15 protein-coding genes are annotated in these 17,152 nt (G+C 61.1%); 5 read left to right on the top strand and 10 right to left on the bottom strand.

What is annotated here, in order from left to right; translation table 11 throughout:
- The first annotated feature begins 160 nt into the window (after positions 1 to 160).
- Positions 161 to 601: a response regulator gene (locus J0663_RS26600; RefSeq protein WP_207245784.1), complete on the top strand. Its 441-nt coding sequence runs from the start codon at positions 161 to 163 to the stop codon at positions 599 to 601.
- Between the two features lie 14 nt (positions 602 to 615).
- On the opposite strand, the gene J0663_RS26595 is transcribed toward J0663_RS26600, so the two are convergent.
- Entirely contained in the window at positions 616 to 1,290 is a 675-nt protein-coding gene (locus tag J0663_RS26595) for a TetR/AcrR family transcriptional regulator (RefSeq protein ID WP_246590469.1), read from the bottom strand.
- A 236-nt stretch (positions 1,291 to 1,526) separates the two neighbouring features.
- On the opposite strand from J0663_RS26595, the gene J0663_RS26590 reads away from it, so the two are divergent.
- Positions 1,527 to 2,726, top strand: a complete 1,200-nt coding sequence (locus J0663_RS26590; protein ID WP_207245782.1) for a multidrug effflux MFS transporter — start codon at positions 1,527 to 1,529, stop codon at positions 2,724 to 2,726.
- Positions 2,727 to 2,959: 233 nt separating this feature from the next.
- Positions 2,960 to 4,249 (top strand): MFS transporter, encoded by a 1,290-nt coding sequence (locus J0663_RS26585; protein WP_207245781.1) that lies wholly within the window; start codon positions 2,960 to 2,962, stop codon positions 4,247 to 4,249.
- A 6-nt stretch (positions 4,250 to 4,255) separates the two neighbouring features.
- On the opposite strand, the gene J0663_RS26580 is transcribed toward J0663_RS26585, so the two are convergent.
- The 5 genes from J0663_RS26580 to J0663_RS26560 form a co-directional block, all read right to left on the bottom strand.
- A complete protein-coding gene (locus tag J0663_RS26580; protein ID WP_207245780.1) occupies positions 4,256 to 5,293 on the bottom strand; it encodes a LacI family DNA-binding transcriptional regulator in 1,038 nt (345 codons plus the stop codon).
- Between the two features lie 81 nt (positions 5,294 to 5,374).
- Positions 5,375 to 6,415: a LacI family DNA-binding transcriptional regulator gene (locus J0663_RS26575; protein WP_207245779.1), complete on the bottom strand. Its 1,041-nt coding sequence runs from the start codon at positions 6,413 to 6,415 to the stop codon at positions 5,375 to 5,377.
- A 261-nt stretch (positions 6,416 to 6,676) separates the two neighbouring features.
- Positions 6,677 to 6,976 carry a hypothetical protein gene (locus J0663_RS26570; RefSeq protein WP_207245778.1) on the bottom strand — a complete coding sequence of 100 codons (300 nt, stop codon included), beginning with the start codon at positions 6,974 to 6,976 and terminating at the stop codon, positions 6,677 to 6,679.
- 104 nt (positions 6,977 to 7,080) lie between these two features.
- Positions 7,081 to 8,979, bottom strand: coding sequence for an ABC transporter ATP-binding protein (locus tag J0663_RS26565; RefSeq protein ID WP_207245777.1), 1,899 nt, complete (start codon positions 8,977 to 8,979; stop codon positions 7,081 to 7,083).
- A gap of 271 nt (positions 8,980 to 9,250) precedes the next feature.
- On the bottom strand, positions 9,251 to 11,059 hold the full coding sequence (locus tag J0663_RS26560; protein WP_207245918.1) for an ABC transporter ATP-binding protein: 1,809 nt from the start codon (positions 11,057 to 11,059) through the stop codon (positions 9,251 to 9,253).
- A gap of 275 nt (positions 11,060 to 11,334) precedes the next feature.
- Here J0663_RS26560 and J0663_RS26555 point away from each other — a divergent pair, with 275 nt between their 5' ends.
- Positions 11,335 to 11,952 (top strand): flavodoxin family protein, encoded by a 618-nt coding sequence (locus J0663_RS26555; RefSeq protein WP_207245776.1) that lies wholly within the window; start codon positions 11,335 to 11,337, stop codon positions 11,950 to 11,952.
- 113 nt (positions 11,953 to 12,065) lie between these two features.
- Here J0663_RS26555 and J0663_RS26550 read toward each other — a convergent pair whose 3' ends face one another.
- From J0663_RS26550 to J0663_RS26535, 4 genes are read right to left on the bottom strand one after another with little or no spacing between them, the layout of a single operon-like run.
- Entirely contained in the window at positions 12,066 to 12,839 is a 774-nt protein-coding gene (locus tag J0663_RS26550) for an ABC transporter permease (protein WP_207245775.1), read from the bottom strand.
- Positions 12,823 to 13,653 (bottom strand): ABC transporter ATP-binding protein, encoded by an 831-nt coding sequence (locus tag J0663_RS26545; protein WP_207245774.1) that lies wholly within the window; start codon positions 13,651 to 13,653, stop codon positions 12,823 to 12,825. The genes J0663_RS26550 and J0663_RS26545 overlap by 17 nt, the downstream gene beginning before the upstream one ends.
- A 12-nt stretch (positions 13,654 to 13,665) precedes the next feature.
- A complete protein-coding gene (locus J0663_RS26540; protein WP_207245773.1) occupies positions 13,666 to 14,667 on the bottom strand; it encodes an ABC transporter substrate-binding protein in 1,002 nt (333 codons plus the stop codon).
- Positions 14,668 to 14,715: 48 nt separating this feature from the next.
- Positions 14,716 to 15,798, bottom strand: coding sequence for a 4-oxalomesaconate tautomerase (locus J0663_RS26535; RefSeq protein WP_207245772.1), 1,083 nt, complete (start codon positions 15,796 to 15,798; stop codon positions 14,716 to 14,718).
- A gap of 114 nt (positions 15,799 to 15,912) precedes the next feature.
- Here J0663_RS26535 and J0663_RS26530 point away from each other — a divergent pair, with 114 nt between their 5' ends.
- Positions 15,913 to 16,809: a LysR family transcriptional regulator gene (locus J0663_RS26530; protein ID WP_207245771.1), complete on the top strand. Its 897-nt coding sequence runs from the start codon at positions 15,913 to 15,915 to the stop codon at positions 16,807 to 16,809.
- The last annotated feature ends 343 nt before the right edge of the window (positions 16,810 to 17,152 follow it).

Below are 17,152 nucleotides of genomic sequence, written 5' to 3'. Positions count from 1 at the left end.
TTAATAATTTATCAACGTTAACAATATCTTAAAAGGAAAAAATTGCGTTTCACGGCGGAACATATTTTCAAGTTCCCCGTTACGACAATGAGTTTCGGCAGGATCAGACTGCGGGAGCGGCTCCTTCTTTCGAAGTATGTGCGTAGCAAGAGGACGGATCATGGCCACCAATGTCGTGCGGCGCTGGCAACGAGATGATCTCATGAAGCAGCGAGTATTGATCGTGGAGGATGAATTCCTCATCGCGCTGGATCTCGGCGCGACGGTGGAGGGCATGGGCATGCAGGTGGTAGGCCTTGCCAACGATGGCGAACAGGCGCTCCGGCTGGCGCCGTCCGCCGATATCGCCTTCGTCGACATCAATCTCGCCGACGGCCCGACCGGCCCTGAGATCGGCAGACGGCTGGCGCAGGAGCACGGCATTGCGGTGGTCTTCATGACCGGCAATCCCGAGGCGGTCGCCGATGGTGTCAAGGGCGCGGTCGGGGTGGTGCAGAAGCCGGTCATGCCGTCACTGGTCGAACGGCTGGTGAAGTATCTTGCCGCGCGCCGCGTCGGCATGTTCGCGATCGTGCCCCCTGAGATGACGGTCTTTGTCTGATCGGGTGGGTCTGGTCAGCCGGGGAGAGCGGCAAGCTGCGGCAGAGCGTCGGGTTTTTCGGCTTTCGGGCCGCCATAGGCCTTGAGAAAGGTCCGCACGGCATTGCGTGCCGCCTTTTCCAGTTCCGCATCGGTGGGTGTGCCGCCGAACAGCGTCATCATCTGCAGGTCGGCATTGGCGAGCGCCACGAACTGCCTGGCGGCGACGTCGAAATCGTCGATGGCAAGCGCTTGTCGGTGGGCAAGGCGCGCGAAAAGCGCCGAAAGCGCGGTGGTCAGCTTGCCCGGCCCCTGCTGACGCCAGCTTTCGAAGAGATGCGGATATCGCTCGCCCTCCGTCTGCACGAGCTTGCGGAGGAATTTTCCGTCGTGATTGCAGATGCAGTTCTTGTTGAGGCGCATGACGAAGGCCGTTAGGTCATCTTCCAGATTGCCGGCACTCTCGGGAAAGGTCGACAGAACGGAGAAGAGCATGGCATTGGCGCGGTTCATGACATCCTCGATGACGGCGACGAACAGCGTTTCCTTCTCGCGGTAGTGATTGTAGATCGTCTGGCGGGAGACACAGGCCACAGCGGCGATCTCGTCGATGCTGGCGCCGGCAAAACCCTGGCGGCAAAAGACGTCGGCGGCGGCATCAAGGATCGACATGCGCTTGGCGCATTGCCCGCGTTGTGTATGCCCTGCCATCCGGACTGCCGGTGTCATGCGATCTTTCATGACGCGAAGATAAGACGTCTTGACGGTTTAGACAATGGCGTCTAATTTTACAGGCGTGTCCAAAATTATTGACACTCCTGGTTCCGCTGCTGAGGCTATGAGCTCCCAACTTCGTCTTCGCGCGAACGATCATCATTCAACCCTAAGAACAATTTGGCGGAGCGACGACCAGTGCTACCGCTGCGCTTTGATGAAAGATCACCATTATGACGGCTTCCTTCTTTCGAATTGCCCTCATTCTCGGGCTTCTGTCGGCCATCGGGCCTTTCGCCATCGACATGTATCTTCCCGCGCTGCCCACCATCGGCCAGGACCTGCATGCCGATAACAGCGTCACTCAGCTTACTCTTCTTGCCTTCTTCATCTCCTTTGCGCTCGCCCAGCTCGTTTACGGGCCGCTCTCGGACATGTGGGGCCGCAAGCTGCCGCTCTATCTCGGGATCGGCCTCTTCGCGCTCGCCTCGATCGGCTGCGCGCTTTCGACCGATATCGAAACGCTGATCGCCTTCCGCTTCGTCCAGGGCATCGGCGGTGCGGCCGGAATGGTCATTCCGCGCGCCATCGTCCGCGACATGCATACCGGCGTGCAGGCCGCCCGCCTGATGTCGCTCCTCATGCTGGTCTTCTCGATCTCGCCGATCCTGGCGCCGCTGACGGGCAGCGCCGTCATCGAGTTTTACGGTTGGCGCGGCGTCTTCTGGGCGGTGACGATCGCCGCCGCGATCGGCCTCGTCCTGCTTTCCACCCAGCTCGAGGAAACCCGTCCGGCCAAAGACCGCCATGGCAGCGGTCTTGGCAGCGCCATGACGGCCTACCGCCTGCTGCTTGCCGACCGCAATTTCCTGACGCTGACCTTCATCGGCGGTCTGGGTATTTCGAGTTTCCTCGTCTATCTCGCCAACTCGCCCTTCGTGCTGATCCAGCATTATGGGCTGACGCCGACCGAGTACAGCTTCGCCTTTTCGATCAATGCCGTCTCCTTCTTCGCAGTATCGCAAGCGACGGGCTGGCTCGGCGAGCGTTTCGGCCTGGTGCGCGTCATGCGGATCGCAGTCAGCGCCTTTGCCCTCGCAATGGTCGTCATGGCGGTGGTGATGGCCGCGGGCTTCAACCAGCTGCCTGTCATGGCGGGCTTCCTGTTCGTCGGCTACGGCTTCCTCGGTCTCGTCATCCCGACGAGCGCCGTGCTGGCGCTCGAGGATCACGGCGCGATCGCCGGCACCGCCTCGTCGCTGATGGGCACGCTGCATTTCGTGATCGCCGCCGTTGCCATGCTCATATCGAGCCTGTTCTTCGACGGAACCGCCGTTCCGATGGCGGCCGGCATCGCGCTTTGCGCGTTCTCGGCCTTCGTGCTGACGCAGGCAACGATCGGCCGCCGCGCCGCCGTCGCCGCAGCCGAATGATTGGAAACAGGCCGCGCCCGGCAGCGGGTGCGGCCATGTGCCGCCTTTTAGAAAGTACAACGTGCAATTGATTATCGGTGGGCCGCGCTATCTAAAGCATGTCGCGCAAAAGGGGTTGGTGGTTTTGCGGTAACGACATGCGGAAAAACAAAGAGCCAAAGCGCAAGGAGCGAATCTGAAAGATCGCGACGCGCGTTAGGCCTGACGAAACATTGTCATTCCGGAGGATAAGCATGGTCGACGAGAAGCGGCTGATCTCGAAAGTCACCTGGAAGCTGATGCCGTTTCTCGGCATCCTTTATCTCATCGCCTATATCGACCGGCAAAATGTCAGCTTCGCCAAGCTGCAGATGGTCGATGCCCTCGGGATGAGCGAATATGCCTATGGCCTTGGCGCTTCGCTATTCTTCATCGGCTATTTTCTCTTCGAGGTCCCGAGCAACCTCTTCCTCGACAGGCTCGGCGCCCGGGTCTGGTTCGCCCGCATCCTGGTCTCCTGGGGACTTGTCACCGTCGCGCTCGCCTTCACCCAGAACGCGACGATGTTCTATATCCTGCGCTTCCTGCTCGGCGTCTGCGAAGCCGGCTTCTTTCCCGGCGTTCTCTACCTGTTGACGCTCTGGTTTCCGTCGGACTATCGTGGCCGGATGGTCGGGCTGTTCATGATCTTCAGCGCGATCGCCAACTCCGTCGGCGCACCGCTCGGCGGCGTGCTGCTCGATCTGGATGGCTTCTACGGCTTTGCCGGCTGGGAATGGGTCTTCCTGGCGACCGGTCTGCCGGCCGTCATCGCCGGCGTCGTCACCTTCTTCTATCTTCCCTGCCGGCCGGAGAGCGCAAGTTTCCTCAGCGGCGCCGAGAAGGATTGGCTGAAACGGCGGCTCGCTTCGGAAAATGCCGGCATGGGCGAAGATGCCGGAAACGGCTTCAAGGCGCTCGTCGATCCACGCGTCCTGCTGATGGCGCTCTGCTATATCGCTTTTCCGCTTTCGGCCTACGGCCTGAGCTACTGGCTGCCGACCATCGTCAAGGCCTTCGGCGTCAGCAATACGGCCAATGGCTTCCTCAACATCATTCCCTGGCTCCTGGTGGCGGTCGCGCTTTATGTCGTTCCGGCCATGGCCGACAAGGCAAGATCGAAGACGCCCTATATCGTCGTTCCCGCTTTCATCGGTGCAGCCTGCCTGCTGCTGTCGGCGTTGGTCCCGAACCATACGGTGCAGTTCGCCTTCCTCTGCGTCGCCGCTGCCGGCATCTTCGCGCCCCAGCCGGTATTCTGGAGCCTGCCCTCGCGCTTCCTCAAAGGGGCGGGCGCGGCGGCCGGCCTTGCCGCCATCAATTCGGTCGGAAACCTCGGCGGTTTCGTCGCCCAGAACGTCGTGCCCTGGATCAAGGATGAGAGCGGCAGCACGATCGCGCCGATGTTCTTCCTGGCCGCCTGCCTGGCTGCCGGCGCACTGCTGGTCTTCGTCGTCGCCCATCAGCTGTCGAGCCGCGAGCAGCCGGCGCCGGGCCGGGCCTGATGCGCGTCAGGCCGTCAGCGTGAAAGCGTCACTTTCACCTGGAACGAGCTCCATCGGCCAGATCCTGTTGCGGGCGCCCTGCGGATAATGCTCGGCATAGGCCGGCATGGTGGCGAGCAGGGTTTCGCCGAGCTGGGCGCCGAGATCGCGCAGCGACATGCGGAAGGAAGTCAGCGACGGCTGCAGGAAATGCGTGCGCGGCTCCTCGCGGAAGCCGACGACGGCAAGATCGCGCCCGGGCACGATGCCGGCCTCCGCCAGCCTCCGGTAGAGCCCTATCGCCATCAGCTCGTGGATCAGGATGATCGCGGTCGGCCGGTCTTCAATCATCAGCAGCTCGTGGCCGGCCTGATAGCCGCCCTGTTCGCTCGACTTGACACGGATGACGAGCGCCGGATCGAAGGCGATGCCGTGGCGTTTTAGCGCCTCACGGTAACTGTCGAGGAAGATATAGCCGAGATTGATGTCGGAGGAGGGGGCCGCCACCGCGATCCGCCGGTGGCCCTTTGCCACCAGCCGGTCGACGCCGCGCGCCGCCACGCCCTCGAAATCGAGGTCCATCCAGGTGTAGCTGCCGCCGGACGCGCTGCGGCCGAGCGCCACGAAAGGGATGCGGGCCTTTTCCAGAAGCTCGATGCGCCGGTCGGTGCGTCGTGTCGCCGAGATGATCAGCGCATCGACGAGGCGGCGCGCCACCATGCGCTTCAGATATTCATGCGGATCCTCGTCGTCGGGGCAGGGCAGCATGACCAGATCGAGCTTGTGGCGGGAAAAGACGCTCTGCAGTCCGTCGGTGACACCGAGGAAGAAGTCGTCGCTGTTTTCGACCGTCTCGCGGCTGACCTCGAGCATCAGCCCGATGACATTGGTCATCCCCTGGCGGAGGCTGCGGCCCGACTGGTTGGCGACGTAACCGAGTTCCTCCGCGGCGGCGAGCACGCGCCGGCGCGTTTCTTCATTGACATCCGGCTTGCCGTTCAGCGCCCGGGACACGGTCCCAATCGAAATGTCGAGATGCTCGGCGAGCTGGCGGATTCCCTTCATCTGCAGCGATCTTCCTCCCGGTCGGAGCGCGTTTACCCTCTCTTGCCACAGGATGGAGCCTGCGAAAAGCCGGGGGAGGGATTAGGGCCTGAAACTCTGGCGGATCACGAGTTCCGGAATGACGCGTTCGTAACCGGGCGGCGAATCCGGGTCTTCAAGCCTGCGCTCCATTAGCTCGACGGCGCGTTGCGCCATGATCAGCGGATCCTGGCGGAAGGTGGTCAGCCGGTAGCTCAGCCAGGAGGATTCCGGCACGTCGTCGAAGCCGATGACGGCGACATCCTCGGGGATGCGCAGTCGTGCTTCCTGGCGCACGACATCCATCAGTCCGAAGGCAATCAGGTCGTTGGCGCAGAAGACGGAGTCGGGCTTTGCCTTCTCGGAGAAGAGCGCGCGTCCGGCGGCAAGGCCGCCCTCATAATCGGAATCGCCGCCACGTGCGACGCTGACGGATGCGCCAAGTGAGGCGGCCGCCGAAAGGAAGGCGTTTTCGCGCTCGACGATGGCAGGCGTTTTCGAGTTGGAGCCGATGACCGCCAGCCGCCGCCTGCCGCTTTCGTAGAAGACCGTTGCCGCCTTGCGCGAGGCCCCGGAGTTTCCGGCGCGCACATGGTCGACGTCTGACTCCGAACGTCCGATGACGACGAGCGGCTGGCCGTTTCGCTGGGCGAGTTCGACGAAACTCGTCGGCGGTGAACCTGACAGGATGATGATCGCCTCTGCCCGGTGACCGATCAGCATTTTCTGGGCGGCGAGCAGCTCGTCTTCCGTCTGGCCTGTGTTGATCAGGATCGGAATGCTGCCGCGCCGGATCAGCGATTTGGCCAGCGCCGCCGCCAGATGCGCGCGAAAACCTACCTCCGGCCGGGTAGCGACGATGCCGACGAGGCGGCTCTGATTGGCGAGCACGCCGCGTGCGAGATCATTGACGTGATAGCCGAGTTCTTCAGCGGCCCGCAGCACCCTTTCGCGCGTTGCCGGCGCAACGCTTGCGCCCGGCGTGAAGGTGCGTGAGACGGCCGAGCGCGAAACGCCCGCCAGTTGCGCCACCTGCTCGGCGCTGACGAAGCGCATGCGTTCCTTCTTCGGCATCCTGCCGCCATTCACGGGATCATCATTCATCGGCTCTCAGCTAGAGCGGGTCTCTGACAGCTGGATGACAGGAAGCGTATGGCAGTGAGAATCTTTGGCGATGGTGGTGCAGGTCGTCGGCGGGACCGACCGGTTCGGACTCAAAGGCTGCCCTCACCCTAACCCTTGCCTGGGTCGAGACACGTGGCTCAGCCGGATGAGAGGCTGATCTCCTGGCGTCGCTGATATAGAAAAAAATACCGAGGCTGCGGGACGCAACCTCGGTCAAGGATCACTGCAACAAATCAGGGACTACTCGCAGACCCGCACGGTTTCGGCATGATAGCCCCCGTCATAGCGGTTGCGCACATCGCGGTCCTCATACCAGCATCTCGGCTCCGGTTCGATATAGCGGGGCTCTTCGACGTAGCGAGGGCCGCCGCCATTGGCGATAGCGCCGCCGATCAGCCCGCCGACAACACCTGCGGCAACGCCGCCGGCGATGATGCGGCCGGTATTATCGTGGTGATGACGATCACGTGCGGCAGCAGGCTGAATAGCCGATCCAACAAGGGCCGTCGCGATCAGCAGGCTGCTAATAATTCTTTTCATAACATTCTCCTCAGTGGCACTCGCCCCGGATAAAAGGGAAATACGGCAGCAAGGCGTTTGTTCGTTCAAACTTTGCGACAGGCGTTAATGCATGTCATCCCGCGTCAGGTCGCCTGCTCCGGCGCTGTCGTCTCTTCCAGAACGTCTTCGGGAATATCGTCGAAGGAGGCGTAGTTGAGGCTATAGAGTTTGGAATAAAGCTTGTCATTCTTCATCAGCTGACGGTGGTCGCCGCTTTCGATGATCTCGCCGTTCTGCAGCACGATGATGCGGTCGGCTTCGCGGATCGTCGCCAGGCGATGGGCGATGACGAGGCCGGTGCGGTTTTCGAGCAGCTTCACCAGCGCCTTCTGGATCAGCATTTCGGTATAGCTGTCGATATTGGCCGTCGCCTCGTCGAGCACCAGGATCTTTGCATCCGCCACCAATGCGCGGGCAAAGCTCAAAAGCTGGCGCTGGCCGAGCGAGAGATTGCCGCCGCGCTCGCCCAGAACGCTGTCGTAGCCATTGGGCAGGCGCATGATGAAATCATGCGCGCCGACGGCTTTGGCCGCCTCGATCACCTGCTCACGCGTCGCCTCCACCTTGTGGTAGCGGATGTTTTCGAAGACGGTGCCAGTAAAGAGGAAGGGCTCCTGCAGCACCATGGCGATTTGCGCCCCGAGCGAATCCTGCGTCAGCGCGCGCACATCGTGGCCGCCGACCAACACCTGGCCCTGCTGCACATCGTAGAAGCGATGGATCAGCGACATGCAGCTCGATTTGCCCGAGCCCGTTGGCCCGACCAAGGCGACCGTCTCGCCGGGATTGACCTTGAAGCTCACATGTTTCAGCACCGGATGCATCGGATTGTAGCCGAAGACGACATCCCTGAATTCCACCGAGCCGTCCATGTCGCGCGACAGCGCCGTGGCATCGGGCGCGTCCTTGATGTCGATCGGCACGTCGAGCACTTCGGTCAACCGCTGGCCCGACGCCATGGCGCGCTGCATCACCGAATATTGCAGGGTGAGCGAACGGATCGGGTCGAAGAAGCGCTGGATATAGAACAGGAAGGCGACGAGCACGCCGACGTCGAGCGCCTGGTTGAGAACACGGGCGCCGCCGACGACGATGACGAGCGCCATCGCCACGCCGGTCAGGCTGTCGACGATCGGCACCATCACCTGGGCATAACGCGCCGCCGTCAGATGGGTCTTGAGGTTGGCATGCGCCTTGTCGTCGTAGAGGGTGAAGTTGACGCCCTGCCGATCCATGCTCTGAACGGCGCGCACGCCGTGGATCGCCTCGGCGAGCGCGCCGTTGGCGACCGAATTGGTCTCGTGCGCGGCCATGAAGGATTTGCGGGCGAGCGGCAGCCAGAACAGCCGAACGACGAAGAGCACCGGCAGCACCGAAAGCGTCAGCAGGCCCAGCTTGAAATCGAGATAGAGCATCACGAAGACGATGCCGAAGAGCAGCACGATGTCGCCGACTGACAGCACCGAGGTTTCGAGGAATTCCTGCATCGAGTTGACGTCGCCCTGCAGGCGCGACATCAGCCGTCCCACCTCGGTCTTGTCCATGAAGGAAAGCGAGACGCGCTGGAGATGCGAAAACATCGCCTTGCGGATGTCGAAGAGCACCTCTTCCGCGACGTTGCCGACCAGCGTCTCCTGGGCGTAGCTTGCCGCATAGTTGATCAGGATGGCGATGGTGAAGGCGACGATCGCCCAGATCAGCGCCGAAGAACTGCCGCCCGGCGACATGCCGTGGTCGATGGCGTAACGGATGATCAGCGGGATCAGCAATTGCATCATCGTGAAGGTCAGCACCGCGCCGACAGCCCAGAGGACTTGGGTGCGGTAGGGGTGAACGAAGGCCCAGATGCGCTTGACGATGTTGCCGTCGAAGGCCTTGCCGAACATCTCCTCCTCGACGCGGTGCGAACCGACCACCGCCCGCGGCGGGCGGCGACCGTCCTCGCGCACGTCGGGACGCTCGGTTTCCAGTTCCTCGGCCATCGTCGTCTCCCTAATTCCAAGGCTTTTGTTCTAATTTAGCCGACTGTTTGCCGCGGATAGCCTCGATCCGCAGCGAAGTGGTTGTCGAGGAATAACCTCTCCTCCCCTCATTCCTGTGCTCGTCACAGGAATCCAGCCACCGCGCGTCGGCGCGGTGAATGACTCAATGCGGCGGTTGAAAAAGTCTCCCGCGCCCAAGGACTTGGGCGCACTGGATTCCTGTGACGAGCACAGGAATGAGGGAGCAAGAGGAATCGCCGCCGCCTAATCATCAAGCGCTCAGCACCTCGTCGCCCGGCCGCACCTGCAGATCGTAGAGCGCCTTGTAGCGGCCGCCGAGGGCAAGCAGCGCCTGATGCGTGCCGCGCTCGACGATTCTGCCGTCTTCGACGAACAGGATCAGATCGGCATGCATCAGCGAGCTCAGGCGATGGGCGACGATGATGGTCACGCGGTCGGCGGCGTAGCGGCGCATGGCGCTGCGGATGCGCTGTTCGGTCGCCGCGTCGATTGCCGCCGTCGAATCGTCGAACACCATCACCGCCGGCTTCAGCATCAGCGCCCTGGCGATCGAAAGGCGCTGCCGCTGGCCGCCGGAAAGCGAAACGCCGCGCTCGCCGACGACGGTGCCGTAGCCGGTGGGCAGGCCGAGCACGTAATTGTGCAGCTGGGCGCTTTCGCTGGCGCGTTCGATGCGGCTTTCCTTCGCCCACGGATCGCCATAGGCGATATTGTTCTCGATCGTCGTCGTGAACAGGAAGGAATCCTGCTGCACGACGGCGACGGCCCGGCGCAGCGACTGCAGCGTCGCCTTGCGGATGTCCTGGCCGTCGATCGTGATCCGGCCGCCGGTGACGTCGTAGAAGCGTGGGATGAGATGAGCGATCGTCGACTTGCCGCTGCCGGGAGGGCCGACGATGCCGATTGTCTGGCCGCGCCTGGCTTCGAAGGAGACATCGTGCAGCACGGTGTGCTTTTCCGAGCCGGGATAGGCGAAGCTGACATTTTCGAAGCGCAGCACGCCCTCCGTCACCGCCAGTTCTCTGGCATCCGGCGCGTCCCTGATTGATATATCGAGGTCGAGCAGGTTGAAGAGCCGCGTGCCGCAAGTGGAGGCGCGGGCAAAGGCATTGACCATCAGGCCGAGCTGGCGCACCGGCATCTGCAGGATGGTCATGAAGGTCAGGAAGGAGGCGAGCGTGCCGACGGTGATCTCGCCCGACATCACCTTGCCGCCGCCGACCCAGAGCACGAGGCCCATCGCCGCGAAGAAGGAGAAGGTCATGGCGCTGGTGTTGGCGACGCGGATCCCGACGCGCTGATGCGCGAGCGCCAGCGCGTTTTTCGAGGCCGCCTCGAATTTCGACAGTTCATGCTCCTGTGCGGCAAAGGCGCGCACGACGCGGATGCCGCCGAGATTCTCCTCCATGATGCGGGTCAGCACAGAAAGCCGCTCCTGCAGGTCGAGCCAGGTGGCGCGCAGCCTGAGCTGCGTCACCGAGGAGCGCCAGCCGACGAAAGGCACGAAGGAGAGCGCCAGCAGGCCGAGCACGACATCGGTCGACAGCAGCATATAGGCGCCGATGCCGATCAGGATCGTCAGCAGGATCATGCGGACGAGCGCGGTGGAAAAATACATGCGCACGCCTTCGAGATCGAGCAGGCCGACGGTGATCAGATCACCGGAATGGACCGTGTCGTGAAAGCTGAAGGACAGGCGCTGGATCTTCTCGTAGCAGGCCAGACGCAGCTCGTAGCCCATGTGGTGGCCGACGGACTCGCTGTAATAGTTCTGCACCATGGTGAAGAGACCGCGCAGCACGCTGGCGCCGAGCAAGAGCAGCGCCGTGGTCAGAAGCGCGTCCTGCGCCGCCTGGCCGGCCGCGCCGCCGCCCATCGCCATCTGGGTGTGGTCGACGGCCTGGCCGAGAAGGCGGGGGATCATCAGCTGGAACGTGGAGGCGATGAGGGTGGCGCCGATCGCAAAGCCCGCCTGCCAGGGGTGGCGGAAGGCCATCACGGTGATGCGCACCAGTGTATAGAGGCCTCGGCCCCAGCCTGCCGCAGTTGCAAGTGCCATCGAAGCCGATGGCTTCGTCGCGCGTGTTAACGCATCGCTGCTCACGGTATTTTTTCCAATAGATGTGGTGCTCGGACGCTGGCCCGAAAAGACGGCAAATCCATGAAGGGATTGATAGCACCGTCACTTTTGCCGATTCCAACTAGGGGTTCAAGTAAAGAATTCACCAACTGGTTATTTTTACGTGAGGCCCTCTCGCATCCCTCTCGGGAACTATCGGCGCGCGGGTGGGTTGCAGCAGCAAGGCCCGAGAGGCGCCGGTTACGGAGAGACCCATGCCGCTGAAAGCCCTTGCTCTCAACGCGACGCTGAAGAACAGCGACGCCAAGGATCCGTCATCGACCGAACGGATGGTCACGCTGATCGACAAGGCGATGTCCGAATACGGCGTCGTGACCGAAGTGCTCCGCCTTGCGGATTTCAACGTCAAGCCGGGCGTGACGTCGGACGAGGGCGCCGGCGACGATTGGCCGGATATTCGCGCAAAGCTGCTCGAGGCCGATATCCTCCTGATGGCGACGCCGATCTGGCTCGGCCAGCCTTCCAGCGTCTGCAAGCGGGCGCTCGAGCGCATGGACGCCTTCCTCGACGAGACGGACGATGAGGGCCGTATGGTGTCTTACGGCAGGGTGGCAGCCGTCGCCGTCGTCGGCAACGAGGACGGCGCCCATCATATCTCGGCCGAACTCTACCAGGCGCTCAATGATGTCGGTTTCACCATTCCGGCCAATGCCGTCGCCTATTGGGTCGGAGAAGCGATGGGTTCAACCAATTTCGTCGATCTCGACAAGGTGCCGAAGGTCGTGACCAAAGCCGTCGACATGCTGGCCCGCAACACGGCGCATTTGGCAGGTCTGTTGAAGGCGAAGCAATATCCGGGCGAGGGCGGCTGAGGCCAATCGCGACGTTTCGTTCGAAGTCCCCTCGCTCAGAACGCTTGCGTTCTCCCTTCCTTGGGTAAAGGGAGAACGTGTGCTGGTAATTCTTTCGGTTGCCGCGACGATCGTCACGCCGGCCGTTCGGTAGCGCTTGTTCGCCACTTGATGAGACGCTTCTCGGCGATGTCCAGAATGCTGTCGATGATCAAGACAAAGATCGCGAGGATCAGAATGCCCGCGAAGACGCCGACCGCATCAAAATTGCCTTCGGCCTGAGCGATCAGATAGCCGAGCCCGGCGGAAGAACCGAGATACTCGCCGATGATGGCCCCTACAACGGCGAAGCCCACGGAAGTACGCAACGACGACAGGATCCAGCTTGCCGCTGCCGGGAAATAGACATGGCGAAGCAGGTCCGACCGCGAGCCTCCCAGAATGCGGGCGTTCGACAGTACCACCGGGTTGACTTCGCGCACGCCTTGCATGGCGTTGAAGAACGTCACGAAGAATACCAACGTCACGGCGAGCGCCACCTTGGACCACAGCCCGAGGCCGAGCCACAGCACGAAGATCGGCGCGAGCACGACGCGAGGAATTGCGTTCAGCCCCTTGATGAAAGGGTCCAGGATGCGTGCGGCCGAACGGCTGAGGCCGAGCCACACGCCTGCTGCCACGCCGAGTGCCGTTCCAACGAGATAACCGAGCACGGTTTCCGTCAGGGTAATGGCGACATGGCTATAGAAGTCGACGTCCGCCACCCAGGTTACGACCTGGTAGAAGATGTCGACCGGAGCCGGAAAAAAGAAGACGTCAATGACGCCTGCCGCGACACCGAGCTGCCAGCCGCCGATGATTACCACAAGCAGCGCGATCTGGATAAGGCGTTCAGTCATGACGTTCATAGCTTTTCTCCACTTCGCCGCGCAGCGATGACCAGATGTTGCGATAAAGATCCATGAAACGCGGATCGAGCTTGATTTCAGCGGCGTCACGCGGACGTTCGAGGTCGACGGGGAAGCTGTCGATCACGCGCGAGCGCGGTCCGGCGGCAAGCACGACGACGCGATCTCCGAGAGCAATCGCCTCCTCGAGGTCGTGCGTTATCATCACCACTGCGCGCCGTTCCTCCTGCCAAAGCCGCAACAGCTCGTTCTGCATCAGGTGGCGGGTGTGGATATCGAGCGCGGAGAAGGGCTCGTCCATAAGGATGACCTTAGGGCCGCTGATCAGGGCCTGTGCCATCTGCACACGCTTGCGCTGACCGCCGGAAAGCTGATGCGGATAACGATTCTCGAACCCCTTTAGTCCGACCTTCGCCAGCCATCTCATCGACTGCTCGCGCCGGTCGGCGGCGCCGACACCCTTGAACATGGGGCCGAGTTCCACATTCTCGATTGCGGTTTTCCAAGGAAGCAATGCGTCCTGTTGAAACAGATAACCGATGTCATTCCGGACCCCTCGCACCGGCTGACTATCGATGGAAACAGTGCCACTCGCAGGCTTCAGCAAGCCGGCAATCGCATTAAGTATGGTGCTTTTGCCGCATCCAGTAGGTCCAACGATGGCCAAGAACTCGCCATCGGAAACACTTAGATTGACGTCCTGTACAGCCACATAAGCACCGAAGGACATGGTGACCGCGTCGATGGAAACCATGGGCTTTGCAAGGTTCTGGCTGTTCGTCGGCGGTGCGGTTTTCACTAGGGCCAATTCCATGACCTCCTCCTGTCAGTTGGCAGCGGCGTTCGGGACCTTACCTACGAACTCGTTCGTGTAGGTTTTGGTGAGATCGATTTCAGCCGCTGCGACTTTTTCGTTGAAGCTCTTCAGGACGGCGAGCGGAATTTTGATATCTTCCTCGTTTATCCGCCCGTCGTTCGAGAAGATCGCCTTTGCGTTGTTGACCGCCTTGACGTAGGTGTCGCGGTCGCCGGAAATGAATTCCTTCGGCAGTTTCTTTACGATCTCTTCGGCGGAATGACTATTCATCCATTCGAGCGCTTTGACGGTCGCATTGGTGACCTTCTGAATGGTCTCGGGGTTTTCTTCGATGTAGTCCTGTGTGGCGTAGAGGACGGACGTTGGGTAAATCCCGCCATAGATCGCTCTGGCGCCGTCGTCGCTGCGCCCGTCGATCAGGATCTTGCCGACGCCCTTGGCCTCGATGAAGGTCGCAGCCGGGTCGTAATTGACGAGTAGGTCGACTTTGCCCTGTTCGAGCGCTGCGACAGCGGCCGACCCGGAGCCGACACCGATCAGCGACACGTCGTTTGGGGACAAGCCGTTGCGTTGCAGGTAGTAGCGGACGAAGAAGTCGGAAGACGAACCCGGTGAGGTGATCCCGACTTTTGCACCTTTGATGGTTTCGGGCTTTGCCGGATCGAATGTGCTTTCTTTGCCCCCAGCCAGCACGAGCCCTGAATTGCGGGCGAGCTGCACGAAGGCCACGACGGCCTTCTTCTGCGATTGCATCTGGATCGTATGGTCGTAGAAGCCGACGGCAATGTCCGTTGAGCCTGCAACAAGCGCCTGAAGCGTCTTTGAGCCACCCGACGCAAAGTTTTCTACGGTCACCTCCAGCCCCTCCTTTTCATAAAGTCCGAGCCCTTGAGCGACGGGGAAGGGAAGGTTGTTGAGGTTGTAGGATCCGACGCTGATGCGGACGGGATCGGCCAATGCGGAGCCGGTAAAGGCGACGGTTGCCGCGAGGGCGAGCATGAGCTTGCGCATAATGACATTCTCCTCCTGTTGCTGGCGCCCTCCCGGCGGCCAGAGTTATTATGCCGCGCAACCCAGTTGCGTGACAGGTTTTGCTAACACATGTCCTTCGAACAGCCGGCGGGCAGTGCGAAGAATTCCGGCGACGACCTTGCCGTCCCGCTCATACAATTTGACATCCAGGTGGCCGCTGGGGTGTTCGATGGAAAGAACCACCGGGGGGGCTTGTCTGCCGATCAGAAGCGAAGCGACCGTATCCTGGCTGATACAGGCTGTGGCGATTCCAACGGCGCCCGTGGTCGCGAGGGACGGATGACATTGATGCGGCATGAAATACCGCACGCTGATGTCGCCTCCGGTCTTTGGCCGGGAGATGAGCACCGGCTTTGGCGTTACCTGATTGCGCACGTCTCCAAGGCCCATTCGTTCGCCGGCGGCAATGCGCAACTTTTCCAGCCGTCCAAGCAATTCCCTATCAGCGTTGAGGTCCGCCGCTGATTCCAATCCGGTTGCGCCGATCGAAACCGCCTCGATCAAAATCATCGGCATTGCGCAGTCGATGCAGGTGACAGCGACGCCATCGATCAGGTCGATGGGTTTGCCGGTGGGAAAGAGCTGTCCGGTACGAGCCCCAGCCGCGTCCATGAAAGTCAGCGCGATCGGCGCTGCACGGCCGGGCACGCCGTCAATTGCAGCTTCCCCAAGATAGGAGACGCTGCCATTTGGCGTGGGAACTTCGGCCTCGATCAGCTTGCTGGTGTTAACGTTGTAGATCCGAACGAGCGTGGTTTCTCCACGAACCGGGACAAGTCCAGCTTCGATGGCAAACGGTCCGACTGCCGCGAGCATGTTGCCACAGTTCGGCGAGGTATCGACAATCTGTTGATCGACCCGTACCTGAGCAAACAGATAATCCACGTCCGCACCAGGAACGCTGGCAGGCCCGATGATGGCCACCTTGCTCGTGACCGGGTTGCCGCCACCAATTCCGTCGATCTGCAAAGGATGACCCGAGCCCATGACGGAAAGCAGGATTTTGTCACGCTGATCGGCAGCCGCGGGAAGATCGCTCGCCAAGAAGAACGGGCCTTTTGATGTGCCGCCTCTCATCAGAACGCAAGGGATAGCCGTCAGGTCGTTCATTGCTTGTGCTTCCGTCGGAATTATGTCATCGCCGTATCAATCGGCGTTCTTTGATCCAATTATCGGAAAAAGCGTTTATTTGTGAAATGCTAAGAATCACAGGATTGATGCAACATGAGCATTAATTGCGAAATTCTTGACCTTCGAGCCTTCCTTAGCGTCGTGGAGCTGGAGAGCTTCAATCGCGCTGCGGACACGCTGCACATGTCACAGCCTGCGTTGAGCCGCCGCATTCAAAAATTGGAGCAGGTTATTGGGGCGCCGCTCCTGGAACGGACGACCAGGCATGTGTCCGCGACCGCTCTCGGCACGGAGCTCGTGCCACTCGTCCGACGCATGCTGGAGGAATTTGATGGCTCTCTCTTTGCTGTCCGTGACGTTGGACCCAATCGAGGCGGCTTGGTGACGATTGCATGCCTTCCAACCGCCGCATTCTACTTCTTGCCTACCGTCATTCGCCAATTCAATGAAGAGTATCCGAACATCCGCTTTCGTATCCTCGATCTGCCTGCCACCGATGGTCTTCAAGCCGTGGCAAGTGGCGAGGTGGAGTTCGGCATAAACATCATGGGCACCTCGGACCCGGACCTCACCTTCGAGCGGCTTGCGGAAGACCCCTTCGTACTTGCAGCGCGCAAGGATCATCCTCTTGCGGCAAAACAGTGGGTCGAATGGGCGGAACTAGAACCCTACCATTTGATTACGGTTCATCGATCGAGCGGTAACAGAACGCTGCTCGACGCGGCATTGGCAAAATCTAACATCAAGCTTCGCTGGTTCTATGAGGTAACTCATCTGTCCACCTCCCTCGGCTTGGTAGAGGCGGGCCTTGGGATTTCAGTGCTGCCACAAATGGCAACCCCGCGAGAGGATCATCCGTTCCTGATCACTCGTCCCATCCGAAATCCCGAGATATCTCGCACAATCGGCGTGGTCCGCCGGCGCGGCGGCACCTTGTCGCCGGCGGCAGAGCGGTTTCTCAAGATGCTGATAGGTGAGTGGGGAGCGTGATCGAAAGGCGCTATGAGGATAGGTTTAGGACGCGCTCAAACGCTGGTCACGTTGAAGGTACGTGACGTAGCAGGACCGAAGCGGGTGACCATAGCCCCTCGACATATCTACGTAGAGCATCTGGCGGCTCTCTTGAAGGCGGGCAAAGGCAGCTGGCGCGACGTGCCGAGCGTGAGGCTGTTCAGGTGGAAAATATTCACTCCATTCAAGAGCTTAAGGTTCGTGCACAATAAACCTCTTGCCACCTGGCTTTTTTGGCGCTTTCTTACACGACCAGTTTGATAGACTATGGGCGAGCTAATTTGCCCGCCGAGTTCGCTTGTGGGCTGCTTGTATGGGCCCG

It is taken from the genome of Rhizobium lentis (assembly GCF_017352135.1).
GTDB lineage: Bacteria > Pseudomonadota > Alphaproteobacteria > Rhizobiales > Rhizobiaceae > Rhizobium > Rhizobium lentis.
This window is presented reverse-complemented; position numbering and strand designations above follow the sequence as displayed.

Coding starts and splice junctions, on each gene's coding strand:
- J0663_RS26580 (WP_207245780.1), bottom strand. CDS start 5,293: ATGAAGGGAATCCGCCAGCTCGCCGAGCATCTCGACATTTCGATTGGG.
- J0663_RS26595 (WP_246590469.1), bottom strand. CDS start 1,290: ATGGCAGGGCATACACAACGCGGGCAATGCGCCAAGCGCATGTCGATC.
- J0663_RS26555 (WP_207245776.1), top strand. CDS start 11,335: ATGCCGCTGAAAGCCCTTGCTCTCAACGCGACGCTGAAGAACAGCGAC.
- J0663_RS26585 (WP_207245781.1), top strand. CDS start 2,960: ATGGTCGACGAGAAGCGGCTGATCTCGAAAGTCACCTGGAAGCTGATG.
- J0663_RS26540 (WP_207245773.1), bottom strand. CDS start 14,667: ATGCGCAAGCTCATGCTCGCCCTCGCGGCAACCGTCGCCTTTACCGGC.
- J0663_RS26575 (WP_207245779.1), bottom strand. CDS start 6,415: ATGAATGATGATCCCGTGAATGGCGGCAGGATGCCGAAGAAGGAACGC.
- J0663_RS26565 (WP_207245777.1), bottom strand. CDS start 8,979: ATGGCCGAGGAACTGGAAACCGAGCGTCCCGACGTGCGCGAGGACGGT.
- J0663_RS26545 (WP_207245774.1), bottom strand. CDS start 13,653: ATGGAATTGGCCCTAGTGAAAACCGCACCGCCGACGAACAGCCAGAAC.
- J0663_RS26550 (WP_207245775.1), bottom strand. CDS start 12,839: ATGAACGTCATGACTGAACGCCTTATCCAGATCGCGCTGCTTGTGGTA.
- J0663_RS26560 (WP_207245918.1), bottom strand. CDS start 11,059: ATGGCACTTGCAACTGCGGCAGGCTGGGGCCGAGGCCTCTATACACTG.
- J0663_RS26590 (WP_207245782.1), top strand. CDS start 1,527: ATGACGGCTTCCTTCTTTCGAATTGCCCTCATTCTCGGGCTTCTGTCG.
- J0663_RS26570 (WP_207245778.1), bottom strand. CDS start 6,976: ATGAAAAGAATTATTAGCAGCCTGCTGATCGCGACGGCCCTTGTTGGA.
- J0663_RS26600 (WP_207245784.1), top strand. CDS start 161: ATGGCCACCAATGTCGTGCGGCGCTGGCAACGAGATGATCTCATGAAG.
- J0663_RS26535 (WP_207245772.1), bottom strand. CDS start 15,798: ATGAACGACCTGACGGCTATCCCTTGCGTTCTGATGAGAGGCGGCACA.
- J0663_RS26530 (WP_207245771.1), top strand. CDS start 15,913: ATGAGCATTAATTGCGAAATTCTTGACCTTCGAGCCTTCCTTAGCGTC.